This window comes from Cupriavidus sp. WKF15, assembly GCF_029278605.1.
Classification (GTDB): domain Bacteria; phylum Pseudomonadota; class Gammaproteobacteria; order Burkholderiales; family Burkholderiaceae; genus Cupriavidus.
The window spans coordinates 1,691,773-1,709,920 of sequence record NZ_CP119572.1; the positions used below are offsets into that span (position 1 = coordinate 1,691,773).

Genomic DNA, 18,148 nt, shown 5'->3' on the forward strand with positions numbered 1-18,148 from the left:
TCTCCGTTTCTGAGGTTCTGAAAACTCGTTATTGCTTCGGGATGCCGGCCTGTTCGGCCGCGTCCGACCAGCGGCGGATATCCGCAAGCTGGAAGCGCCGCAGTTCGTCCGCGCCGGAGACAAAGACATCCCAGTTGGTGCGCGCGAGGAATTCGGCGGACTCGCGCGTGCTGTAGATCTCGACAATCGCCTGCTCCAGTTTATGCAGCACCGGCTTGGGCGTGCGGGCCGGCGCGAATGCGGCGGTCCAGTTCACCATGAAGTAGCCGGGAAAGCCGCTTTCCTGCAGCGTGGGGGTATCGGGGCGGCTGGCCAGGCGCTTGTCGCCCGTCACGGCCAGGATGCGCAGCTTGCCGGCCTGCAGCAGCGGCAGGGTGGCGCCGAAGTCGGCAAAGGCAAAGTCGATCTGGCCCGCGGCCACGTCGGTCAGCGCAGGCGCCGCGCCCTTGTAGGGCACGTGGTTGGCCTTGACCCCGGCGCGCGTCAGGAACAGTTCGGTAGCGATCTGGTAGGACGCGCTGCCGCCACCATAGTTGAGCTTGCCCGGATTGCGGCGCGCGGCATCGACCAGTTCGGCCACATCGCGATAGGACGATGAGGCGGGCACCACCAGCGCCATGGCGCCCACGCCAAGCCGCGCAATCGGTGCCAGGTCGTGCACCGGGTCATAAGGCAGCTTGCGGAACATGGCCACGTTGGTGGCGACCGGGGAGTTGCTGGCCAGCAGCAGCGTATAGCCGTCCGGCTCGGCGCTGACCACCGCTTGCGCGGCAATGAAACTGTTGCCGCCAGGGCGGTTTTCGACCACCACCGGCTTGCCGAGCTTTTCCTCGAGCTTGCGCGCCACGTAGCGCGCATTGGTATCGGTTCCGCTACCCGGCGGAAAGGACACGACCAGCTTGATCGGCTTGTCCGGGTACTCGGCCCGGGCCGGCGCCGCCGGGAGCGCCAGCATGCCAAGGATCGAAACGCCCGCGATGGCGAGCACGCGCCTGGTGACGGTCTGCATGTTGTCTCCTCATGTTCGGATGCGCACTGTCAGTGCGTCTGTGTCGCCAAGGCTAAGGGGAGCAGCATGGCTTCGTCCAATATTCATTTGTTGGTAAGTGATATCCGATCGATATCGGCGCGCAACAAATGAATATTGGACACCGATGCCCGCGCACTCCTAAGCTGGACCCGGTTGTCCGCCTGGGCAGGCCGGCGTGTTGTAGGCGCAGCCGATGGTCGCTGCAAACCAGATACCAACCAGGAGGAGACCGCAGTGAAGACCAGATTTCCGTTGCGCCTGGCAGCCGTGATGGCGGCGGCCGTTGCTGGCGTTGTGGCTTTGCCCGCGATCGCGCAAACGCGCGCGCAGCCGATCCGCTTTATCGTGCCCTATCCGCCTGGCGGCGCGGCGGACCAGATCACGCGCCTCGTGGCGCAGCAGGCGAGCGTCACGCTGGGCACGCCCATCGTGGTCGACAACAAGGGCGGGGTGGGCGGCATCATCGCCGCCGAGACCGTGGCCCGGGCCGAGCCCGATGGCAAGACCATCCTGGTGGGGTCCAATGCGCCGCTGGTCATCAACAGCGCGCTCTACACCACGCTGCCGTATGACCCGGTCAAGGATTTCAAGCCGGTCGCCGGCATGGGGAAGTCGCCGCTGCTGCTGGTCACGCGGCAGGACCTGCAGGTGAAGTCCCTGAGGGACCTGGTGGCCTTGGGCAAGCAGTCGCCCGGCAAGCTCACCATGGGTTCGGCCAGCAGCGGCAATATCACGCACCTGGCCGGTGAATACGCGGCTTCGCAGCTCGGCTTCCAGGTCACGCACGTGCCGTTCGCGGGCAGCGCGCCGGCCATCATCAGCCTGATTGGCAAGAACATCGACCTGATGTTCGACGCCTTGCCTTCGTCGATGCAGCAGGCGAAGAGCGGCAAGCTGCATGCGCTGGCGATCCTGGACCGCTTTCCGCTGCTGCCCGATGTACCCACCATGCAGGAGCTGGGCTATCCGGGACTGGAGGCCAGCGCATGGTTCGGCGTCGTGGCGCCGGCGCGTACGCCTGACGCGGCCATCGCAGGGCTGAACCGCGCCATCAACGATGTGCTGAAGCAAGCGGACCTGCAGGACAAGCTGCATGCGATCGGCGCGCAACCGATGCCGGGCTCGGCGGAAGCGTTTGGCCAGTTCGTGGGCGACGAGCGGGCGCGGTGGATTCCGCTGGCGAAGACGCTGGGGGTGAAGGCGGACTAGAGGAGGGGCGCAAGCCGGTGCCCGTCATCCCGGGCACGGCGGTCGCCAATCGAGTCCAGGCCCTGAGTCACTGGCGGGAACGCACTGCGCGCGCGTTCCCGCCCGGTCTTCAATCCTCCGCCACGAAGCCGGTCGCCTCCACGATCGGCCGCCACGCGGCGCGCTCCACCTGGATGCGATGCCGCGCTTCCTGCCCGGGCCTGGCCACCACCTCCAGGCCCAGCGCTTCCAGCTTGGCTGCGGTGGACGCATTTGCCGAGGCGGCCAGGAACATCTTCTCGACCTTGGCCAGTACATCGGGCTGCGTGCCGGCGGGCACGAACACGCCGTACCAGCTCGTGGCGTAGTCATACTGGCTGAAGCCCTGTTCCTTCATGGTGGGGACTTCAGGCAGCGCCTTGGCGCGCCGCGTGCCGCTCACGCCCAGGAATTGCAGCTTGCCGCCTTTGTAGAGCGGCATCATGCTTGCCACGGCATCCCAGCCGATCGACACATTGCCGCTGATCACGTCGACGAGCATCGGCGATGCGCCGCGATAGGCGGCCGGCGTAATGGCCACGCCGGCGGACTTGCCCAGCGCCACCGTACCGAGGTGGCCCGCGCTGCCGATCGTGGCCAGGCCAAGGCTGGCCTTGTCCGGATTGCGGCGCGCCCAGTCCATGTATTCCTTCATGTTCTTGTAAGGCTGCTGCACGCCGGCGGCAACCACGGTCGGCACATCGGTCAGCACTGCGGCCGGAACCAGGTCCTTGTCCGCGTCATACGAGAGCTTCTTGTAGGTCAGCGGGAAGATGGTGAACAGCGGCGACGGCCCGATGAACACGGTCTTGCCGTCGGGCCTGGAGCGCTTGACGTAGTCCAGCGCAAGCCGCGCCGAGGCGCCGGGACGATTTTCCACGATGACGGTGCCGTGGCCGTCCTGGCGCAGCTGCTCGGCATAGAGGCGAGCCAGGCTGTCGGCGGCACCGCCCGGTGCGTAGCCGACGATAATATGCATGGGCTCGGCGCTGTCCGCGGCGCGTGCGGAACCGGCAGGAATGGCCGTGGCGATGGCCATGGCGGACAGCGCCAGAAGGGAGAGCGAGAACTTACGGCGTGAGGCTTGGGACATGGCAGTGAGGCGGCTGGCTTGCGAAGAGTTGGGGGCAGGGGACACGTGGCCTGGCGGACAGTCATGGCAGCGCCGGCCACTGGCTGGTCAGGCCGTGGGCGGCTTCAAACAGGGCCGCCACGCGCAGCAGTTCCGCATCGCCGCGGAACTGGCCCACGAGCTGGAAGCCGATCGGCAGCCCGTCCTGGCCGAACCCGCAGGGCAGGCTGATGGCCGGGTGGCCCGTCATATTGAACGGCATGGTCCACGGGAACCAGTGGGCGCGGACGTTCTCGTGCGCCGTGCCGTCGATATCGATAGTGCCGAACAGGTCCTGGCCGATCGGGAGCGCCGTGCGCGTCAGCGTGGGCATGGCCAGCAGGTCGCCGTGCTGCAGCAGCGCCTGCACACGCTGGAACAGCCGGGAGCGCTCGAACATGGCCTGCTGGTATTCCACGCCGCTGAAGTGCGCGGCCGACTCCACCTGCCGGACAAAGGTGGGGCTGAGTTCGTTGCCATGCCTGGCGACGATATCGACAAAGCGCGTGCGCCAGACGGTGTGGTTAATCGCGCGCCAGATCGGCTCCACGTCGAAGCCTTCGCCGGAAATGGGCTCCAGCTCGGCACCAAGCGCGGCGAGCTGCTGCAGACTCGCTTCGAACGCTCTGGCGACATCGGCAGAAACCGGGCGTCCCGGCGGCGCCAGGCAATACAGGATGCGCTGGCCGCGCAGGTCGCCGCGCGGCTGCGCGGCTTCGGCATAGTCCGGTGCCGGGATGCCGATGGACCACGGATCGCACGGGTGCTCGCCCGCCATGGCCTGCATCATCAGGCCCGTGTCGGCGACGGTGCGCGTGGTCGGCGTGATATAGGTCTGGTTGCCGAACAGGTCCTGCGCCTGGCTGTGCGGGATCACGCCCTGGGTCTGCTTGATGCCGACCACGCCATTGCAAGCGGCCGGAATGCGCGTCGAGCCGCCGCCATCGGTCGCCACCGCCAGCGGGGCGATGCCGGCGGCCACGGCCACCGCGGCGCCGCCGCTGGAGCCTCCGCTGGTGCGCTGCGCGCTCCACGCATTGCGGGTGCGCCCGAACAACGGGGAATCGGTCAGGCACTTGGAGCCGAACTCGGGCGTAGTGGTCTTGCCGACCAGGATGGCGCCCCGGTCACGCAGGCGGCTGACGGCCACCGCATCCTCGGCCGGCACGTTGTCGCGCATGGGCACGGCGCCGAAGGTGGTGCGCACGCCGCGCGTATTGACGATGTCCTTGACGGTGAAGGGAATGCCATGAAGCGGCCCCAGCGGCTGGCCATCCATCACCGCCTGCTCGGCGGCGCGGGCCGCCGCCAGCGCCTCGTCGGCGCACACGGTGATCAGGCAGTTCAGCTCGGGCTGCAGGCGGCTGGCGCGTTCCAGCACGGCCCGGACGACTTCCACCGGCGATACCTCCTTGCGCCGGATACGGCCCTGTAGTTCGACGGCGGACAGAAAACAAAGCGCGTCGCTCATCGGTATGTGTCTCCTCTGATCCTCGAATGACAGACGGGCCGGCGCGGATATGCCGCGCCGGCCCGCCAGCCCTCAAGGATACACAGGAGCCGGCCGCCCGGGCCGGCTGCCGACGAATTCAGAACACCAGCGTCGCGGTCCCCATGAACGTCCTGGTGCTGTCGATGCGGTTCTTGCTCGCCACGGTGGGGACCCAGCGCAGGCCGAGCGACAGCTTGCTCTTGGCGCCCACCTTGGTGTCATAGGTCACGATCGGTCCCAGCGCCCAGTCATGGCCGCGGAAGCCGTTGAGCCGGTCGGCGACCGGGCCGCTGTCGCCGCCGAGCTGCTGCGTGGTGCCCGCCACCAGGCCCGCGCCGAAGCCATTGGCTAAGCGCTTGAGCACCATGGCGTCGAGCGTGAACAGCGGTGCGTTCTGGTAGTCGGTGTCGTTGTTGCGCGTGTAGAACTGGATGCCCGCCACCGCGTCGAATTCCAGGCCGTGCTCGGGCAGCAGCTTGGTAAAGGCGACCTGCGGGATGAAGGTCCAGTTGTTCAGGCTGGGATTGGCCAGCGCGTTCTTGTCATACTGCCCGGTCGGCGCCCAGATGTTCAGGCTGACCGCCATGTGGGCCGTCTGGGAAAAGTGGTAGCCCGCGATCAGCGGCGTGAACGTGATATCGAACAGGTTGGACGCCCGGTCTTCCGCGCGCCCCTGCATGCGGCCGGCGCTGAACGTGGCGCCGACCTGCGTCCAGACATAGGGCAGGGTGAAGCTGGAGGCGAAGTTCCACGCGCCAGGGCCGGTGTCCCAGACTTTCATGATGGTGGCCAGCGTGAACGCGACCTCCGCGTCGATGCCCAGCGAGGTCTGGCCGACAACCGGCACCTGCCGGCCACCGCCGATCGATCCGTTCAGGTAGATCTCGCCAAAGTTGACCACTGTAATCGGCTCCGGCGCGACGATGCCGGCATTGGGAAGCACGCTGGTACCCGTAACCGGCCGGCCCAGGCCGCCCTCGGTGGCCTGCGCCGGCGCCCAGGCCGCCCCCAGGCAGGTGGCCAATGCTGCCACGAGCGGACAGGGCGACAGTGGGCGGCGCGGGGGGCGGGCTGGCATGTCTGGCATGTTCGGTCCTCAGTTGCCGGCCGGGCGGGCCGGGGCATGGCGTATCGGGACGTCTGGATCGTGCTGGATTTGGTTTTCGAGTTACCGGGCATTGTCGCCGCGGCGGGACCAGGCCATGAAGTTAATGTTTTCATACCTGCATTAAGAATGTTCCAACGGTACAACACAGGGGGCGCCACCCCTGACGCGGTATTGCCCGACGCAGGTATTCAGCCCTTGTTGCACAACATGACCGCGGCGCCGCCACGGCTGCCATCCAGCGTCAGCTTCCGGTCGATCGGCGCACGCGCGGAGGCCCGTGGGCCGGGGCGCGAGCAGGCCGAGCCGGACGCGCCGGCCGATGGCGCGGAAGCCGGCGAGCGGCGGGCGGTTAGAATGGCCGGCCGACTTCCACTGTTGCTGTCCATGGTCCCATCGAGATCCCGTCGTACCTTGCTCCTGGCCGCCGCGGCGGCGCCTTTTGCTTCCGCATGCGCCGGCCCTGCGCGCTCTCCTGCATCCGACGCGGGCGAGGAGCTGGCCGCGCTGGAACGCCGCGCCGGGGGCCGCCTTGGCGTGTTCGCGTGCCACACTGGCGACGGCCGCCAGGTACGGCACCGTGCCGAGGAGCGCTTCCCCGTGTGCAGTACGTTCAAGGCGATCCTGGCCGGCGCCATCCTGCAGCGCAGCGCCGCCACGACAGGCCTGCTCGAAGAGCATGTCCGCTATACGCGCCAGGATCTCGTGGCCTATTCCCCGATCACGGAGAAGCATGTCGCGGACGGCATGACGGTAGGGCAGCTGTGCGCCGCCGCAATCCAGTACAGCGACAACGGCGCGGCAAACCTGCTGATGCGCCGTATCGGCGGACCGGCGGGCGTTACGGCGTTTGCCCGTTCCATCGGCAACCAGTCTTTCCGGCTGGATCGCTGGGAAACCGAACTGAACACCGCCATTCCCGGCGATCCGCGCGATACCTCGACGCCGGCGGACATGGCAGCGAGCCTGCAGGCGCTGGCATTGGACCAGGCCTTGCCCGCCGCACAGCGCAGCCAGCTCCAGGCCTGGCTGCGCGGCAACACGACCGGCGCCGCGCGGATCCAGGCGGCCATGCCCGCGGGGTGGCAGATCGGCGACAAGACCGGCAGCGGCGACTACGGCACCACCAACGATATCGCCGTGCTGTGGCCGCCGGCCGGTGCACCCATCGTCATTGCCGTCTACTTCACGCAAGCCGTGCCCGATGCGAAGTGGAGCAACGAGACGATCGCCAGCGCGGCGCGCATTGCGCTTTCCGGCCTCGGTTGACACCAACGCTGGAAGACGCCCGGCTGGCGGCGTTACCATGCAGACAGGCCACCGGCCGCGTAGAGCGGCGAGTGAGCGCAAAGAGGCTTGGTCCCGGCGAGGCCCCTTGCGCGATGTCCTGCGTCTGGCGGCCGGCACCGGAGTTTCGCGCGGGGGCGGCAGATGAACGCAATCCGTTTGTTCCTGTGCGGCGATGTGATGACCGGACGCGGCATCGACCAGATCCTGCCGACACCGGGCAATCCACGGCTGCACGAATCGTATGTCCGTTCCGCCATCGAGTACGTCGAGCTTGCCGAGCGCAGGAACGGCGCGATCGCGCGGCCGGTATCGCCGGCCTATATCTGGGGGGACGCACTGACCGAGCTCGAGCGTCATCGCCCCGACGTACGCATTGTCAATCTGGAAAGCGCCGTTACCACCCGTGACGACGCCTGGCCCGGCAAGGGGATCCACTACCGGATGCATCCCGCGAACATCACCTGTCTTGGCGCCGCCCGCGTGGATTGCGCGGTGCTGGCCAACAACCACGTGCTGGACTGGGGGCGCGCGGGCATGGAGGAAACCGTGGCAACCCTGCAGGCGGCGGGGATCGCCGTGGCCGGTGCAGGGCACAACGAACACGAGGCGGCGCAACCCGCCGCGCTTGCCGGTCCACATGGCAACCGTGTGCTGGTGTTCGCGTTCGCGATGGCCAGTGCAGGGACGCCCTCCAGCTGGGAAGCGACCAGCAGCCGCCCCGGTGTTGCCCTGTTGCACGATTGCTCCGCCGCGAGCCTCGCGCGCCTTCGCGAGCGGATCGGCGCGCAGCGCCGTGATGGTGACGTGGTCGTGGTGTCGATCCACTGGGGGCCGAACTGGGGGTACGAGGTGGAACCCGAGCGGCGCCGGTTCGCGCGGGCGCTGATCGACGAGGCCGGCGTGGATGTCGTGCACGGCCATTCGTCGCATCACCCGATTGCCATCGAACTGCATGCGGGCAGGCCGATCCTCTATGGCTGCGGCGATTTCATCAACGACTATGAGGGGATCGGCGGCTACGAGGCCTATCGTCCCAATCTCGCGTTGATGATTTTCGTTGCGCTCGATTTCGCGGGCGGCGCTGCCGACCTGCGGCTGGTGCCGCTCAAGCGCAAGCAATTCCGGCTAGGCTATGCGCCGCAAGCCGACCGGGACTGGTTGCAGCAGATGCTGTGTCGGGAAGGCAGTGCGTTCGGCACCCATGCGGCGCGTTCCGGAGAGCATGAACTGCGGATCTGGGCGGATTGAGGCCGGGCACCGGTTTGCGCTACCCTCTGGCATTGTCCAAGCCACCTCGGGAGTCCCTTGCGCCATGGAATGCCGGCCGCTGTGCATCGATGACCTGGAACTGGTATGCCGCCACCGTGAGGCGATGTTCCGTGAAGCGGGCCGCGACGCGTCGACCCTTGCGGCGATGCAGGGACCGTTCCGCGACTGGCTGCGCCCAAGGCTGGCTGACGGCAGCTACTTCGGCTGGATCATGGAGGAGGGCGGCACGCCGCTTGCCGGCATCGGCCTGATGGTGATCGATTGGCCGCCGCATCCGGCCCATCCGCTGCAGGACAAGCGCGGCTACATCCTCAATCTCTATGTCGAGCCCGCGCACCGGCAGCGTGGCCTCGGGCAGGCGCTGATGACGCGCGCAGAGGCCGAGTTCGCGCGCCGCGGGATCGCCTTTGCGATTCTTCACGCCACGGAAATGGGGCAACCGCTCTATGCCCGCATGGGCTGGAGCGCGACGACGGAGATGGCGAAGCCCATCGTCGGGTGACTACGCCGCAGGCGCGTTGCAGGGCGCCGTGGGGCGGGAAATTTTCGTTCACGTTTTCGCAAAGCCTCTGCTAAAAACCATCGCATGTCTCGCAAGCGCCTCATCTCCCTATCCCTGCGCCGCCTAGCCCTAGTGCTCGGCCGGGGTCCGCTTGCTTGAGTCCTCTGGCGCCTGAATCGACCGATTCGCTGCGCGCTTCCTGATTTCCCCCTGACCCCGGCCCACGAACCAGCCTTCGCCATGCGAGGGGCTGCAGGGGAAGTCGCATCGTCTTTTGCCTGATTGACCCCGGCACGGCCCGCAGCGGACCGTCCGGCACCCGGATTCGTGGACCATGATGATTGCCCAGCCCTCCGCCAAGTACCAACCGTTCCCGCCCGTCGGCCTCACCGACCGCACCTGGCCGAACCGCATGATTGCCAGCGCGCCCATGTGGCTGTCGACCGATCTGCGCGACGGCAACCAGGCGCTGTTCGAGCCGATGAACGGCGAGCGCAAGATGCGCCTGTTCCAGGAACTCGTGCGCATCGGTTTCAAGGAAATCGAAGTCGGTTTCCCGTCCGCATCGCAGACCGATTTCGATTTCATCCGCCGGCTGATCGACGAGAACCTGATCCCCGACGATGTGACCATCATGGTCATCACCCAGTCGCGCGAGGAACTGATCGCGCGCACGGTAGAGGCACTGAAGGGCGCGCCCAGGGCGATCGTGCACGTGTACAACGCGATCGCACCGGCCTGGCGCCGCATCGTGTTCGACATGAGCGTGCCGGAAGTGATGGGGCTCGTACGCCATCACATCGGCTACCTGAAGCAGCTGACCGACCAGCATCCGGAAACGAAGTGGACGTTGCAGTATTCGCCCGAGACCTTCAGCGCGGCCGAACTCGAGGTCTCGCTGCAGGCGTGCCACACCGCCATCGAGGCCTGGGGCATCGGTGCGGACCGTCGTGTGATCATTAACCTGCCGACCACCGTCGAAAACGCCACGGCCAATGTCTTCGCCGACCAGATCGAGTGGATGCACCGCCGCCTGGTGCCGCGCGAGCATATCGTGCTGTCGGTGCATCCGCACAATGATCGCGGCACCGGTGTCGCGGCGGCCGAGTTTGCGATGATGGCGGGCGCCGACCGCGTGGAAGGCTGCCTGTTCGGCAATGGCGAGCGCTGCGGCAACGTGGACATCGTCACGCTTGCCTTGAACCTGTACACGCAGGGCGTACACCCGGGGCTCGATTTCTCGGATATCAACGCCGTGGCGCGCATTGCCGAGGAATGCACGTCGATCCCCGTGCACCCGCGTCATCCGTATGCCGGCGATTTGGTCTTTACAGCGTTCTCGGGTTCGCACCAGGACGCCATCAAGAAGGGGTTCGCCGCGCAGGACCCGAACGGCGTGTGGGAAGTGCCTTACCTGCCGATCGATCCGGCCGATCTTGGCCGCACCTATGACAGCGTGATCCGCGTCAACAGCCAGTCCGGCAAGGGCGGCATTGCATTCATGCTCGAACGCGAGCACGGCGTGGTCATGCCGCGCCGCATGCAGGTGGAGTTCAGTGCGGTCGTGCAGCGGGCTACCGACGCCAGCGAGACCGAGATCAGCGGCCCGGAACTCTGGGAGCTGTTCCGGCAGACCTACCTGACGTCCGACGCAGCGGGTCCGGGCATCGTCTATCACGCCTACAAGCTCGACGAGAGCGGGGAGGGCATCGCGCTGGACTTGAGCGTGGATGGCGTGCGCAAGACGCTGCACGGCAAGGGCAATGGCCCGATCGCGGCCACGGTGCACGCGCTCGATCTGCGCATGCGCATTGATGCCTACGAAGAGCGCGCCACCGGCGGCGGCGCCGACGCACAGGCCATGGCCATCGTCGAAGCCGCGCTGGAGGGCGTGCCCGGCGCGGGCTTTGGCGTCGGCATGAGCCACAACATTGTCGAAGCCTCGGTGCAGGCGGTGATCAGCGTGGCCAACCGGCTGGTGCGGCAGCGCCGCGCGCAGGGCTGAATGCCGCCACTCGCGGCGGTCGTCACTGCGCTTGCCGCATGACCCAGGCTACCGCCTGGGCCAGGAAAGGAGAGCTGTCGCCAACGCGATAGCTCATGATGACCGGGGACACGAACCCCGGCGCATCGATCGGGCAATAGCGGACATCGTCACGATGCAGGCGCTGGATCGATGCCGGTACCAGCGTCATGCCGACACCGGCCGCGACCAGCCCCAGCGCGGTCTGCAGTTCGTTGGCTTCCTGAGCCACGCGCAACTGCAGCCCCTGCGCGCGAAACAGCGACAGCAGGTGATCGGCATAACTCGGCCGTGGCCGCGCCGGGTACAGAATGAACGGGCGCGTCGCCAGGCCCTGCGGTGTCAGGGTGGCCTGGGCCGGCGGCGGCTGGCTGGCTGGCACCGCCGCCACCAGCGGCTCGGCCATCACCACCACCTGGCGAATCGCCGGGTCGTTGATGGCTATGCGGCCGAAGCCCAGGTCGATGCGGCCGGACTTGAGCGCCTCCACCTGCTCGACCGTGATCATCTCGGCAAGCCCGACTTCCACCTGCTGTTCCGACCCACGCAGTTCGCGGATCAGCTCGGGTAGCACCCCATACAAGACCGACGGCACGAAGCCGATACCGAACCAGCGCTTGTCCTGCCGGCCAATGCGGCGCGTGCTCTCGATGGTTTCTTCCAGCCGCTGGGTCAGTTGCATGGTCTGTTCCAGCAGGAAGCGGCCCGCTTCGGTGAGCCGCAGTCCGCGCCCCACGCGGTCGAACAGCGCCACGCCGACCTCGTCCTCAAGCTGCCGGATCTGTCGCGAAAGCGGCGGCTGCGCCATATGCAGGCGCTCGGCGGCGCGCGTGACATTGAGTTCCTGGGCCACAACCTGGAAATAGCGCAGGTGTCGTAATTCCATAGGCATACCTGTAGGGTATTGATTGAGACATCATCGGTCTTGGACGCAGCCTGCGTCAAGCTTCATACTTCCTCAACAATCCTCTTCAGCAGTACATAGGTATGACAGCCACGATCACCTCAGTCGAAGCCATCCTGGTCGACCTGCCCACCATCCGGGCCCATCAACTGGCCATGGCCACCATGCAGCAGCAGACGCTGGTGATCGTGCGGCTGCGCTGCAGCGACGGCATCGAGGGCATCGGCGAGGCCACCACCATCGGCGGCCTGTCGTATGGCGACGAGAGCCCGGAAGGCATCAAGCTGACCATCGACACCTACCTGGCGCCGGCGCTGGCCGGTGAAGACGCCACCAATGTCCATGCCGCGATGGCGCGCCTGAACAAGGTTGCGCGCGGCAACCGCTTTGCGAAATCCGCGCTGGAGACCGCGCTGCTCGACGCGCAGGGCAAGCGGCTGGGCGTGCCGCTTGCGACGCTGCTGGGCGGCGCGGTGCGCACCACGCTGCCGGTGCTGTGGACGCTGGCCAGCGGCGATACCGCGAAGGACATCGACGAAGCCGAGCGCCTGCTGGCCGAGCGCCGCCACAACACGTTCAAGCTCAAGATCGGCCGGCGCAGCGTGCGCGACGACGTGGCGCACGTATCGGCGATCAAGCGCGCGCTCGGCGACCGCGCGCGCGTGACCGTGGACATCAACCAGGCCTGGAACGAGGCCGATGCCGCCGGAGGCATCGCCATGCTCGAAGCCGCGGGCATCGACCTGATCGAGCAGCCCACGCCGCGCGAGCAGCGCACGGCGCTGGCGCGGCTGGCAGCACGCTTCGTGGTGCCGGTCATGGCGGACGAGGCGGTGTGCGGTCCCGAGGATGCGATGGAACTGGCGCGTATCGGCGGTGCCGACGTGTTCGCGCTGAAGATTGCCAAGTCGGGCGGCATCTTCGGCATGCTGCGCACGGCCGCCGTGGGCGATGCCGCGGGCATTGCGCTGTATGGCGGAACGATGCTGGAGGGCAGCGTGGGGACCATTGCTGCCGCACATGGCTTCTGCACGTTGCCGCAGCTGGCGTGGGGCACGGAGTTGTTCGGGCCGCTGCTGCTGAAGGACGACATCGTGGTCGAGCGGCCCACCTATCGCGACTTCAGCCTGCACCTGCCTGAAGGCCCGGGGCTGGGTCTTGCGCTCGATGAAGACAAGCTCGCGCACTATCGGCGCGATCGCGCCTGAACAACCTGATTCAATGAGAGGAACGCCATGCTTTACCTGGTCCGGATGGATGTGAACCTGCCGAACGACATGCCCGCCGCGCAGGCCGATGACATCAAGGCACGCGAGAAGGCGTATGCCCAGCAACTGCAGCATGAAGGCAAGTGGCAGCAACTGTACCGCGTGGTGGGCGAGTACGCTAACTACAGCATCTTCGACGTGGCCTCGCACGACGAGCTGCACACGTTGCTATCCGGCCTGCCGCTGTTCCCGTACATGAAGATCCACGTGACGCCGCTGGCCAAGCACCCTTCGTCGATCCGCTGAAACACGCACGAGACAAAAACACACGAGACAAAAACAACCCGCATCGCGCGGGCACGCAGAGAGGAGACCATGAAGACGTTGTTCCAGCGGCTGGCCTGCACCGGCCGTGCAGGCGCGCTTGCCCTGGCGGCAAGCCTTTCGTTCGCCGCACCGGCCGCGCACGCGGCCTATCCCGACCACCCGATCCGCTGGATCGTGCCGTTCCCTTCGGGCGGCGCGATGGACAACATCGCACGCACGCTGGGCGAAGACATGTCGCGCACGCTCGGCCAGTCGATCGTGGTCGAGAACCGGCCGGGCGCCGGCGGCAATATCGGCGCCGAGCTGGTCGCGCGGTCGCCGGCCGACGGCTATACGCTGATCATCGTGGCAAATGGCATGGCCGTGAACCAGGCGCTGTACGGCAAGCTGTCGTACGACCCGGTCAAGGACTTCGCGCCGGTCTCGCTGCTGGCCGTCGTGCCCAATGTGCTGGTCGCCAACAAGGCGCGCCGGCAGGAAACCACGGTCAAGGAGGTGATCGCGCACGCAAAGGCATCGCCGGGCAAGTACACCTATGCCTCCGCGGGTAACGGGACGTCGATTCACCTGGCGGCGGAACTGTTCACGTCGATGGCTGGCGTGGACATGTTGCACATCCCGTACAAGGGCAGTGGTCCGGCCATGACCGACCTGCTGGGCGGGCAGGTGGACTATATGTTCGACAGCATCACCTCGGCCAAGCCGCAGATCGATTCGGGCAAGCTGACGGCGATTGCCGTCACCACCGCCAAGCGCTCCAGCGCGTTGCCTAACGTGCCGACCGTCGCCGAGGCGGGACTGCCCGGCTACGAACTGTCGCCGTGGTTCGCAGCCTTCGTGCCGGCAAAGACGCCGCAGCCGGTGATCGATACGCTGAACCGCGCCATGCTCGAAGCCCTGCGCAAGCCCGCCGTGCAGAAGCGCCTGGCGCTGATCGGCGCCGAGCCGATCGGCAGCTCGCCAGCCGTCCTGCGTGACCACCTGGCGAAGGAAACCGAGAAGTGGGGTGCGCTGATCCGCCAGCGCGGCATCCGCGCCGACTGATTTCAAACCGTGCCTGCTCTGGCGGGCTGCATGACATGACCCAATCCGCTCTTCAAGCCCGCACCGGCACGGCCACCAGTGCCGGGGTGTCCATCCACTACACGATCGAAGGCGCCGCGGGCGCGCCGGTGCTGGTCATGTCCAATTCACTGGGCACCACGCTGCAGATGTGGGACCCCCAGATGCCGGCGCTGCTCGGGCATTTCCAGGTGCTGCGCTATGACACGCGTGGCCATGGCCGCTCGTCTGTGCCGGCAGAGCCGTTTGGCATGGCCGAACTGGGTGCCGATGTGCTCGCCGTCATGGATCATGCCGGCGTCGGACGTGCGCAGTTTTGCGGGTTGTCGATGGGCGGCATGACGGGCATGTGGCTGGCGTGCCATCATGCCGACCGATTCGGGCGTTTTGTACTGGCCAATACCGCCGCGCTGATCGGCCCCGCATCGGTCTGGGACAACCGCATCGCGACCGTGCGCCGCGACGGCATGGTGGCGATCGTGCCCGGGGTGCTGGAACGCTGGTTCACGCAGTCCTATCGCGCGTCGCGCGCGCAGGCCTTCGAGCCGGTGCGCGACATGCTGCTCCGATGCGATCCGGCCGGCTATGCGGCCAACTGCGCGGCTGTGCGGGATGCGGATCTGCGCGGCTTGCTGCCGCAGATCGAGGCTAAGGTGCTGGTGATTGCGGGGGAGCAGGATGCTGCCACGACCCCGGCGCAGGGCCTGGAAGTTGCACGGGCCGTGCCGGGGGCGGAGTATCTGTCGGTGGATGCGGCCCATCTTTCGAACTGGGAATTGCCGCAGGCGTTTGGGGAGGCGGTGGGGCGGTTTTTGGGGGTGTGACGAGCCCGGATTAGACGCGGTCCCATCATCGCATTATCTCTTCGGCTGCGCTGCGCGCGGCGTCCTGGTAGCGTAGCAGATGATCAACTCCGCTGACGCTGAACGGCCTTTATCCCGCTTCATCCAGCCTCATCCCTGCGCTCCCCCTCTGTCGCTCTGACACAAAGTGACTCGCCGGCTAAGCCGGCGAAACAGCCACGCCCGCCACGCGCGAACTCCCCGACATCACCAAAAAGGCTGGGACCAAAACCAGCCCCGGCCTCCACCAGGCTCTGAATTTTCCGCTAGGGCATTCAGCCCTTGCCCAGTGCCGCGCAAACGGCAGGAAACCTACCATGCGTACTGCACACGGTTCCAGCGAGAGCCGGTGCCGTTGCGGGCCGCGCAGAGCTGTCGCAATACCCATCTGCAAAGGAGACCTGGCAATGATCAAGGTATTGATTGCCGACGACCACCCGATCGTGCTCAGCGGCATGCGTCAGGAACTGGCGCAGGAACTCGGAATGCAGATGGTCGGTACGGCCAGGAATTCAACGGAACTGGTCCGTCTGCTGGAAACCACGGCCTGTGATGTCATCGTCACCGATTACTCCATGCCAGGCGGTGAGATCGGCGACGGCCTGCCGATGCTGCAGATCCTGCGGCGGCGCTATCCGGCTACCCGCATCGTGGTGATCACGATGCTCGACAACCCTGCACTGATCCAAAGCATCCGCAAGGCCGGCGTCTCCGTCATCCTGAACAAGGCGGATCCACTGCATCACCTGGGGCCCGCGATCCGCGCTGCATTCAGCGGCCGGAGCTATCTGCCGCCGTCGCAGCAGTTCACCGCGGAAGCAGGGGGAACGGACACGTCCGGACCCGAGCAGAAGCTCTCGCAACGCGAACTGGAGGTGCTGCGCCAATGCGCCGCGGGCGTTTCGCTGGTGGAGATCGCGCGGCAGGCGAACCGCAGCAGCAAGACCATCAGCACGCAGAAAAGCATAGCGATGAAGAAGCTCGGGCTGACGAGTGGTTACGAGCTGTACCAGTACGCCCTCGAACACGGCCTGCTTCCTGCGGGCAGTAGCGGCGGCCGGAAAGGTTCCGACCGCCCGGAGTCCCCGGGCGCGTAGAAACTGGCTGCGGAATAAGGGATCCCCTATTCAGGCAGCAGACGGCCGCGAATACGATTCTCATCGTTCTGTGGCCTGCGCAGCCCTGTCAGCGTGCGGACCACGAATCCAGAAGCATGTTGGACCGGGCCAGACGGCCCGGCCACGGTTCCATGGTTTTCCAACCCAAAGACAGATCCATAATGAATACCAAGCTCTTCACCGCACTGGTCATCGCCGGTGCTGCTATCGGTTCGCCATTCGCGCATGCGTCGGATGGCACGATCACCTTCAAGGGCCAGATCACCGATACCACCTGTACCATCACGACCGGCAATGCAGGCAGCTTCACCGTGACGCTGCCCAATGTGTCCAAGACCAACCTGGCCGCTGCCGGCAGCACCGCTGGCATCACGGGTTTCTCGATCGCGCTGAGCAACTGCAATCCGGCCAGCGGAAACGTCCATGCGTTCTTCGAAGCCGGCGCCAACGTGGATCCCGCTACGGGCCGCCTCGTCAACACCGACGGCGTAGGCAGCGGTGGGGCGGCCAATGTGCAGATCGGGCTGCTCAACCCGTCCAATGGCAGCCTGATCTCGATCGGCGCTTCCGACGGTGCGGCCCAGAACTCGCTGGCCCAGCCGATCAAGCCGGACGGCACCGCGCTGCTGCCTTATGCGGCCCAGTACGTGGCAACCGGGGGCGCGGCCGCGGCTGGCTCCGTGTCGTCGAGCGTGACCTACATCCTGTCCTACCAGTAAAGCCGCGAGGCCGGAACGGGCGCCGCCATGTGCGGCGCCGGACTCCGGTCGCGATGAAGTTTCAATGCCAAGTTACATTCTGTTCAGAAGTCGGCTGCTCGCCGCCATCCTGCTTGCCGTCCTGCTCTCACTGGGCCTGGCGGATGCCACCGTGGCGCAGGCGTCGGTGGTGATCGCGGGCACCCGGGTTATCTACAACGCGCGCGACCGTGAAGTCACGGTCAAGCTGACCAACGAAGGCCCGATGCCGGCCCTGGTGCAGTCATGGCTGGACAACGGCGACTCAACCGCAGCGCCGACCGGCATCAGCGTGCCGTTCATGCTGACGCCGCCGATTGCGCGTATCGATGCCGGCAAGGGCCAGAGCCTGCGCATCGTCTACACCGGAGAGCCGCTACCCGAGGATCGCGAGTCGGTCTTCTGGCTCAACGTGCTGGAGATTCCGCCCAAGCCGAGCGCGGAAGAGGCCGGGCCGAACAAGCTCCAGCTGGCATTCCGTTCGCGCATCAAGTTCTTCTATCGCCCCGCCGGCCTGAAGGGCGAGGCGGGCGAAGCCCCTGCGAAACTCGCGTGGCGCCTGTCCCGCGGCGAAGGGCAGTCCGTGCTGGTTGCGCACAACCCCACACCGTTCCACGTCTCTGTCGTGAGTGTCGAACTGACGGGCGGCGGCAAGCGTGCGGTCAGCGACCTGGGCGGCATGGTCGCCCCGGGAGAATCGCTGCGCTTCACGCTGCAAGGCAACGTGCCTGCCAGCGCCGACAGCAAGGTTCGCTATCACACCCTGAACGACTGGGGCGGCTCGACCGACGGGGACGCCGCGCTCGCCGGCATCGATTAGGCGGCTCCCCCGGGACGTTTCCCCCTTGACAGTACACGGTCAGAGCGATCCCGGCTGCATGGCAGGGCGGCATTCGCTCGA

Annotated in this window: 17 protein-coding genes; 12 read left to right on the top strand and 5 right to left on the bottom strand. The window is 66.7% G+C overall.

Annotation, left to right across the window (positions count from 1 at the left end):
- Positions 1-28: 28 nt before the first annotated feature.
- The gene (locus CupriaWKF_RS07925) at positions 29-1,009 is read right to left on the bottom strand and encodes a tripartite tricarboxylate transporter substrate binding protein (RefSeq protein WP_276100444.1); all 981 of its coding nucleotides are present in this window, start codon (positions 1,007-1,009) and stop codon (positions 29-31) included.
- 291 nt (positions 1,010-1,300) lie between these two features.
- Between CupriaWKF_RS07925 and CupriaWKF_RS07930 the strand changes: the two genes are divergently transcribed.
- Entirely contained in the window at positions 1,301-2,239 is a 939-nt protein-coding gene (locus CupriaWKF_RS07930; protein ID WP_276100711.1) for a tripartite tricarboxylate transporter substrate binding protein, read from the top strand.
- Between the two features lie 109 nt (positions 2,240-2,348).
- Here CupriaWKF_RS07930 and CupriaWKF_RS07935 read toward each other — a convergent pair whose 3' ends face one another.
- The 3 genes from CupriaWKF_RS07935 to CupriaWKF_RS07945 all read right to left on the bottom strand — a co-directional run bounded on the left by CupriaWKF_RS07935 (position 2,349) and on the right by CupriaWKF_RS07945 (position 5,947).
- Positions 2,349-3,350: a tripartite tricarboxylate transporter substrate-binding protein gene (locus CupriaWKF_RS07935; protein ID WP_276100445.1), complete on the bottom strand. Its 1,002-nt coding sequence runs from the start codon at positions 3,348-3,350 to the stop codon at positions 2,349-2,351.
- A gap of 61 nt (positions 3,351-3,411) precedes the next feature.
- Positions 3,412-4,839 (bottom strand): amidase, encoded by a 1,428-nt coding sequence (locus CupriaWKF_RS07940; RefSeq protein ID WP_276100447.1) that lies wholly within the window; start codon positions 4,837-4,839, stop codon positions 3,412-3,414.
- A gap of 118 nt (positions 4,840-4,957) precedes the next feature.
- Positions 4,958-5,947: a transporter gene (locus CupriaWKF_RS07945; RefSeq protein WP_276100448.1), complete on the bottom strand. Its 990-nt coding sequence runs from the start codon at positions 5,945-5,947 to the stop codon at positions 4,958-4,960.
- 405 nt (positions 5,948-6,352) lie between these two features.
- Between CupriaWKF_RS07945 and bla the strand changes: the two genes are divergently transcribed.
- The 4 genes from bla to leuA all read left to right on the top strand — a co-directional run bounded on the left by bla (position 6,353) and on the right by leuA (position 11,031).
- Positions 6,353-7,234, top strand: a complete 882-nt coding sequence (gene bla / locus CupriaWKF_RS07950) for a class A beta-lactamase (RefSeq protein WP_276100712.1) — start codon at positions 6,353-6,355, stop codon at positions 7,232-7,234.
- A 198-nt stretch (positions 7,235-7,432) separates the two neighbouring features.
- Positions 7,433-8,503, top strand: a complete 1,071-nt coding sequence (locus tag CupriaWKF_RS07955) for a CapA family protein (protein WP_276100449.1) — start codon at positions 7,433-7,435, stop codon at positions 8,501-8,503.
- Between the two features lie 64 nt (positions 8,504-8,567).
- On the top strand, positions 8,568-9,026 hold the full coding sequence (locus tag CupriaWKF_RS07960) for a GNAT family N-acetyltransferase (RefSeq protein ID WP_276100450.1): 459 nt from the start codon (positions 8,568-8,570) through the stop codon (positions 9,024-9,026).
- Positions 9,027-9,363: 337 nt separating this feature from the next.
- Positions 9,364-11,031, top strand: a complete 1,668-nt coding sequence (gene leuA, locus CupriaWKF_RS07965; RefSeq protein ID WP_276100713.1) for a 2-isopropylmalate synthase — start codon at positions 9,364-9,366, stop codon at positions 11,029-11,031.
- Between the two features lie 22 nt (positions 11,032-11,053).
- Here leuA and CupriaWKF_RS07970 read toward each other — a convergent pair whose 3' ends face one another.
- Positions 11,054-11,935 carry a LysR family transcriptional regulator gene (locus CupriaWKF_RS07970; RefSeq protein ID WP_276100451.1) on the bottom strand — a complete coding sequence of 294 codons (882 nt, stop codon included), beginning with the start codon at positions 11,933-11,935 and terminating at the stop codon, positions 11,054-11,056.
- A 101-nt stretch (positions 11,936-12,036) separates the two neighbouring features.
- Between CupriaWKF_RS07970 and CupriaWKF_RS07975 the strand changes: the two genes are divergently transcribed.
- From CupriaWKF_RS07975 to CupriaWKF_RS08005, 7 genes are all read left to right on the top strand, one after another.
- Complete coding sequence (locus tag CupriaWKF_RS07975) at positions 12,037-13,161, top strand: muconate/chloromuconate family cycloisomerase (RefSeq protein WP_276100452.1); 1,125 nt, start codon at positions 12,037-12,039, stop codon at positions 13,159-13,161.
- 27 nt (positions 13,162-13,188) lie between these two features.
- The gene (gene catC, locus CupriaWKF_RS07980) at positions 13,189-13,467 is read left to right on the top strand and encodes a muconolactone Delta-isomerase (protein WP_276100453.1); all 279 of its coding nucleotides are present in this window, start codon (positions 13,189-13,191) and stop codon (positions 13,465-13,467) included.
- A 69-nt stretch (positions 13,468-13,536) separates the two neighbouring features.
- Positions 13,537-14,532, top strand: a complete 996-nt coding sequence (locus CupriaWKF_RS07985; protein WP_276100454.1) for a tripartite tricarboxylate transporter substrate binding protein — start codon at positions 13,537-13,539, stop codon at positions 14,530-14,532.
- Positions 14,533-14,567: 35 nt separating this feature from the next.
- Positions 14,568-15,374, top strand: a complete 807-nt coding sequence (gene pcaD / locus CupriaWKF_RS07990; RefSeq protein WP_276100455.1) for a 3-oxoadipate enol-lactonase — start codon at positions 14,568-14,570, stop codon at positions 15,372-15,374.
- A gap of 425 nt (positions 15,375-15,799) precedes the next feature.
- Positions 15,800-16,489, top strand: a complete 690-nt coding sequence (locus CupriaWKF_RS07995; RefSeq protein WP_276100456.1) for a response regulator transcription factor — start codon at positions 15,800-15,802, stop codon at positions 16,487-16,489.
- Between the two features lie 182 nt (positions 16,490-16,671).
- Positions 16,672-17,229 (top strand): fimbrial protein, encoded by a 558-nt coding sequence (locus CupriaWKF_RS08000; RefSeq protein WP_276100457.1) that lies wholly within the window; start codon positions 16,672-16,674, stop codon positions 17,227-17,229.
- 64 nt (positions 17,230-17,293) lie between these two features.
- Positions 17,294-18,067: a fimbria/pilus periplasmic chaperone gene (locus CupriaWKF_RS08005; RefSeq protein WP_276100458.1), complete on the top strand. Its 774-nt coding sequence runs from the start codon at positions 17,294-17,296 to the stop codon at positions 18,065-18,067.
- Positions 18,068-18,148 lie beyond the last annotated feature (81 nt).

Coding starts and splice junctions, on each gene's coding strand:
- CupriaWKF_RS07925 (WP_276100444.1), bottom strand. CDS start 1,009: ATGCAGACCGTCACCAGGCGCGTGCTCGCCATCGCGGGCGTTTCGATC.
- CupriaWKF_RS07935 (WP_276100445.1), bottom strand. CDS start 3,350: ATGTCCCAAGCCTCACGCCGTAAGTTCTCGCTCTCCCTTCTGGCGCTG.
- CupriaWKF_RS07970 (WP_276100451.1), bottom strand. CDS start 11,935: ATGGAATTACGACACCTGCGCTATTTCCAGGTTGTGGCCCAGGAACTC.
- CupriaWKF_RS07930 (WP_276100711.1), top strand. CDS start 1,301: ATGGCGGCGGCCGTTGCTGGCGTTGTGGCTTTGCCCGCGATCGCGCAA.
- CupriaWKF_RS07945 (WP_276100448.1), bottom strand. CDS start 5,947: ATGCCAGACATGCCAGCCCGCCCCCCGCGCCGCCCACTGTCGCCCTGT.
- CupriaWKF_RS08000 (WP_276100457.1), top strand. CDS start 16,672: ATGAATACCAAGCTCTTCACCGCACTGGTCATCGCCGGTGCTGCTATC.
- pcaD (WP_276100455.1), top strand. CDS start 14,568: ATGACCCAATCCGCTCTTCAAGCCCGCACCGGCACGGCCACCAGTGCC.
- CupriaWKF_RS07975 (WP_276100452.1), top strand. CDS start 12,037: ATGACAGCCACGATCACCTCAGTCGAAGCCATCCTGGTCGACCTGCCC.
- CupriaWKF_RS08005 (WP_276100458.1), top strand. CDS start 17,294: ATGCCAAGTTACATTCTGTTCAGAAGTCGGCTGCTCGCCGCCATCCTG.
- leuA (WP_276100713.1), top strand. CDS start 9,364: ATGATTGCCCAGCCCTCCGCCAAGTACCAACCGTTCCCGCCCGTCGGC.
- CupriaWKF_RS07985 (WP_276100454.1), top strand. CDS start 13,537: ATGAAGACGTTGTTCCAGCGGCTGGCCTGCACCGGCCGTGCAGGCGCG.
- CupriaWKF_RS07995 (WP_276100456.1), top strand. CDS start 15,800: ATGATCAAGGTATTGATTGCCGACGACCACCCGATCGTGCTCAGCGGC.
- CupriaWKF_RS07960 (WP_276100450.1), top strand. CDS start 8,568: ATGGAATGCCGGCCGCTGTGCATCGATGACCTGGAACTGGTATGCCGC.
- CupriaWKF_RS07940 (WP_276100447.1), bottom strand. CDS start 4,839: ATGAGCGACGCGCTTTGTTTTCTGTCCGCCGTCGAACTACAGGGCCGT.
- CupriaWKF_RS07955 (WP_276100449.1), top strand. CDS start 7,433: ATGACCGGACGCGGCATCGACCAGATCCTGCCGACACCGGGCAATCCA.
- bla (WP_276100712.1), top strand. CDS start 6,353: ATGGTCCCATCGAGATCCCGTCGTACCTTGCTCCTGGCCGCCGCGGCG.
- catC (WP_276100453.1), top strand. CDS start 13,189: ATGCTTTACCTGGTCCGGATGGATGTGAACCTGCCGAACGACATGCCC.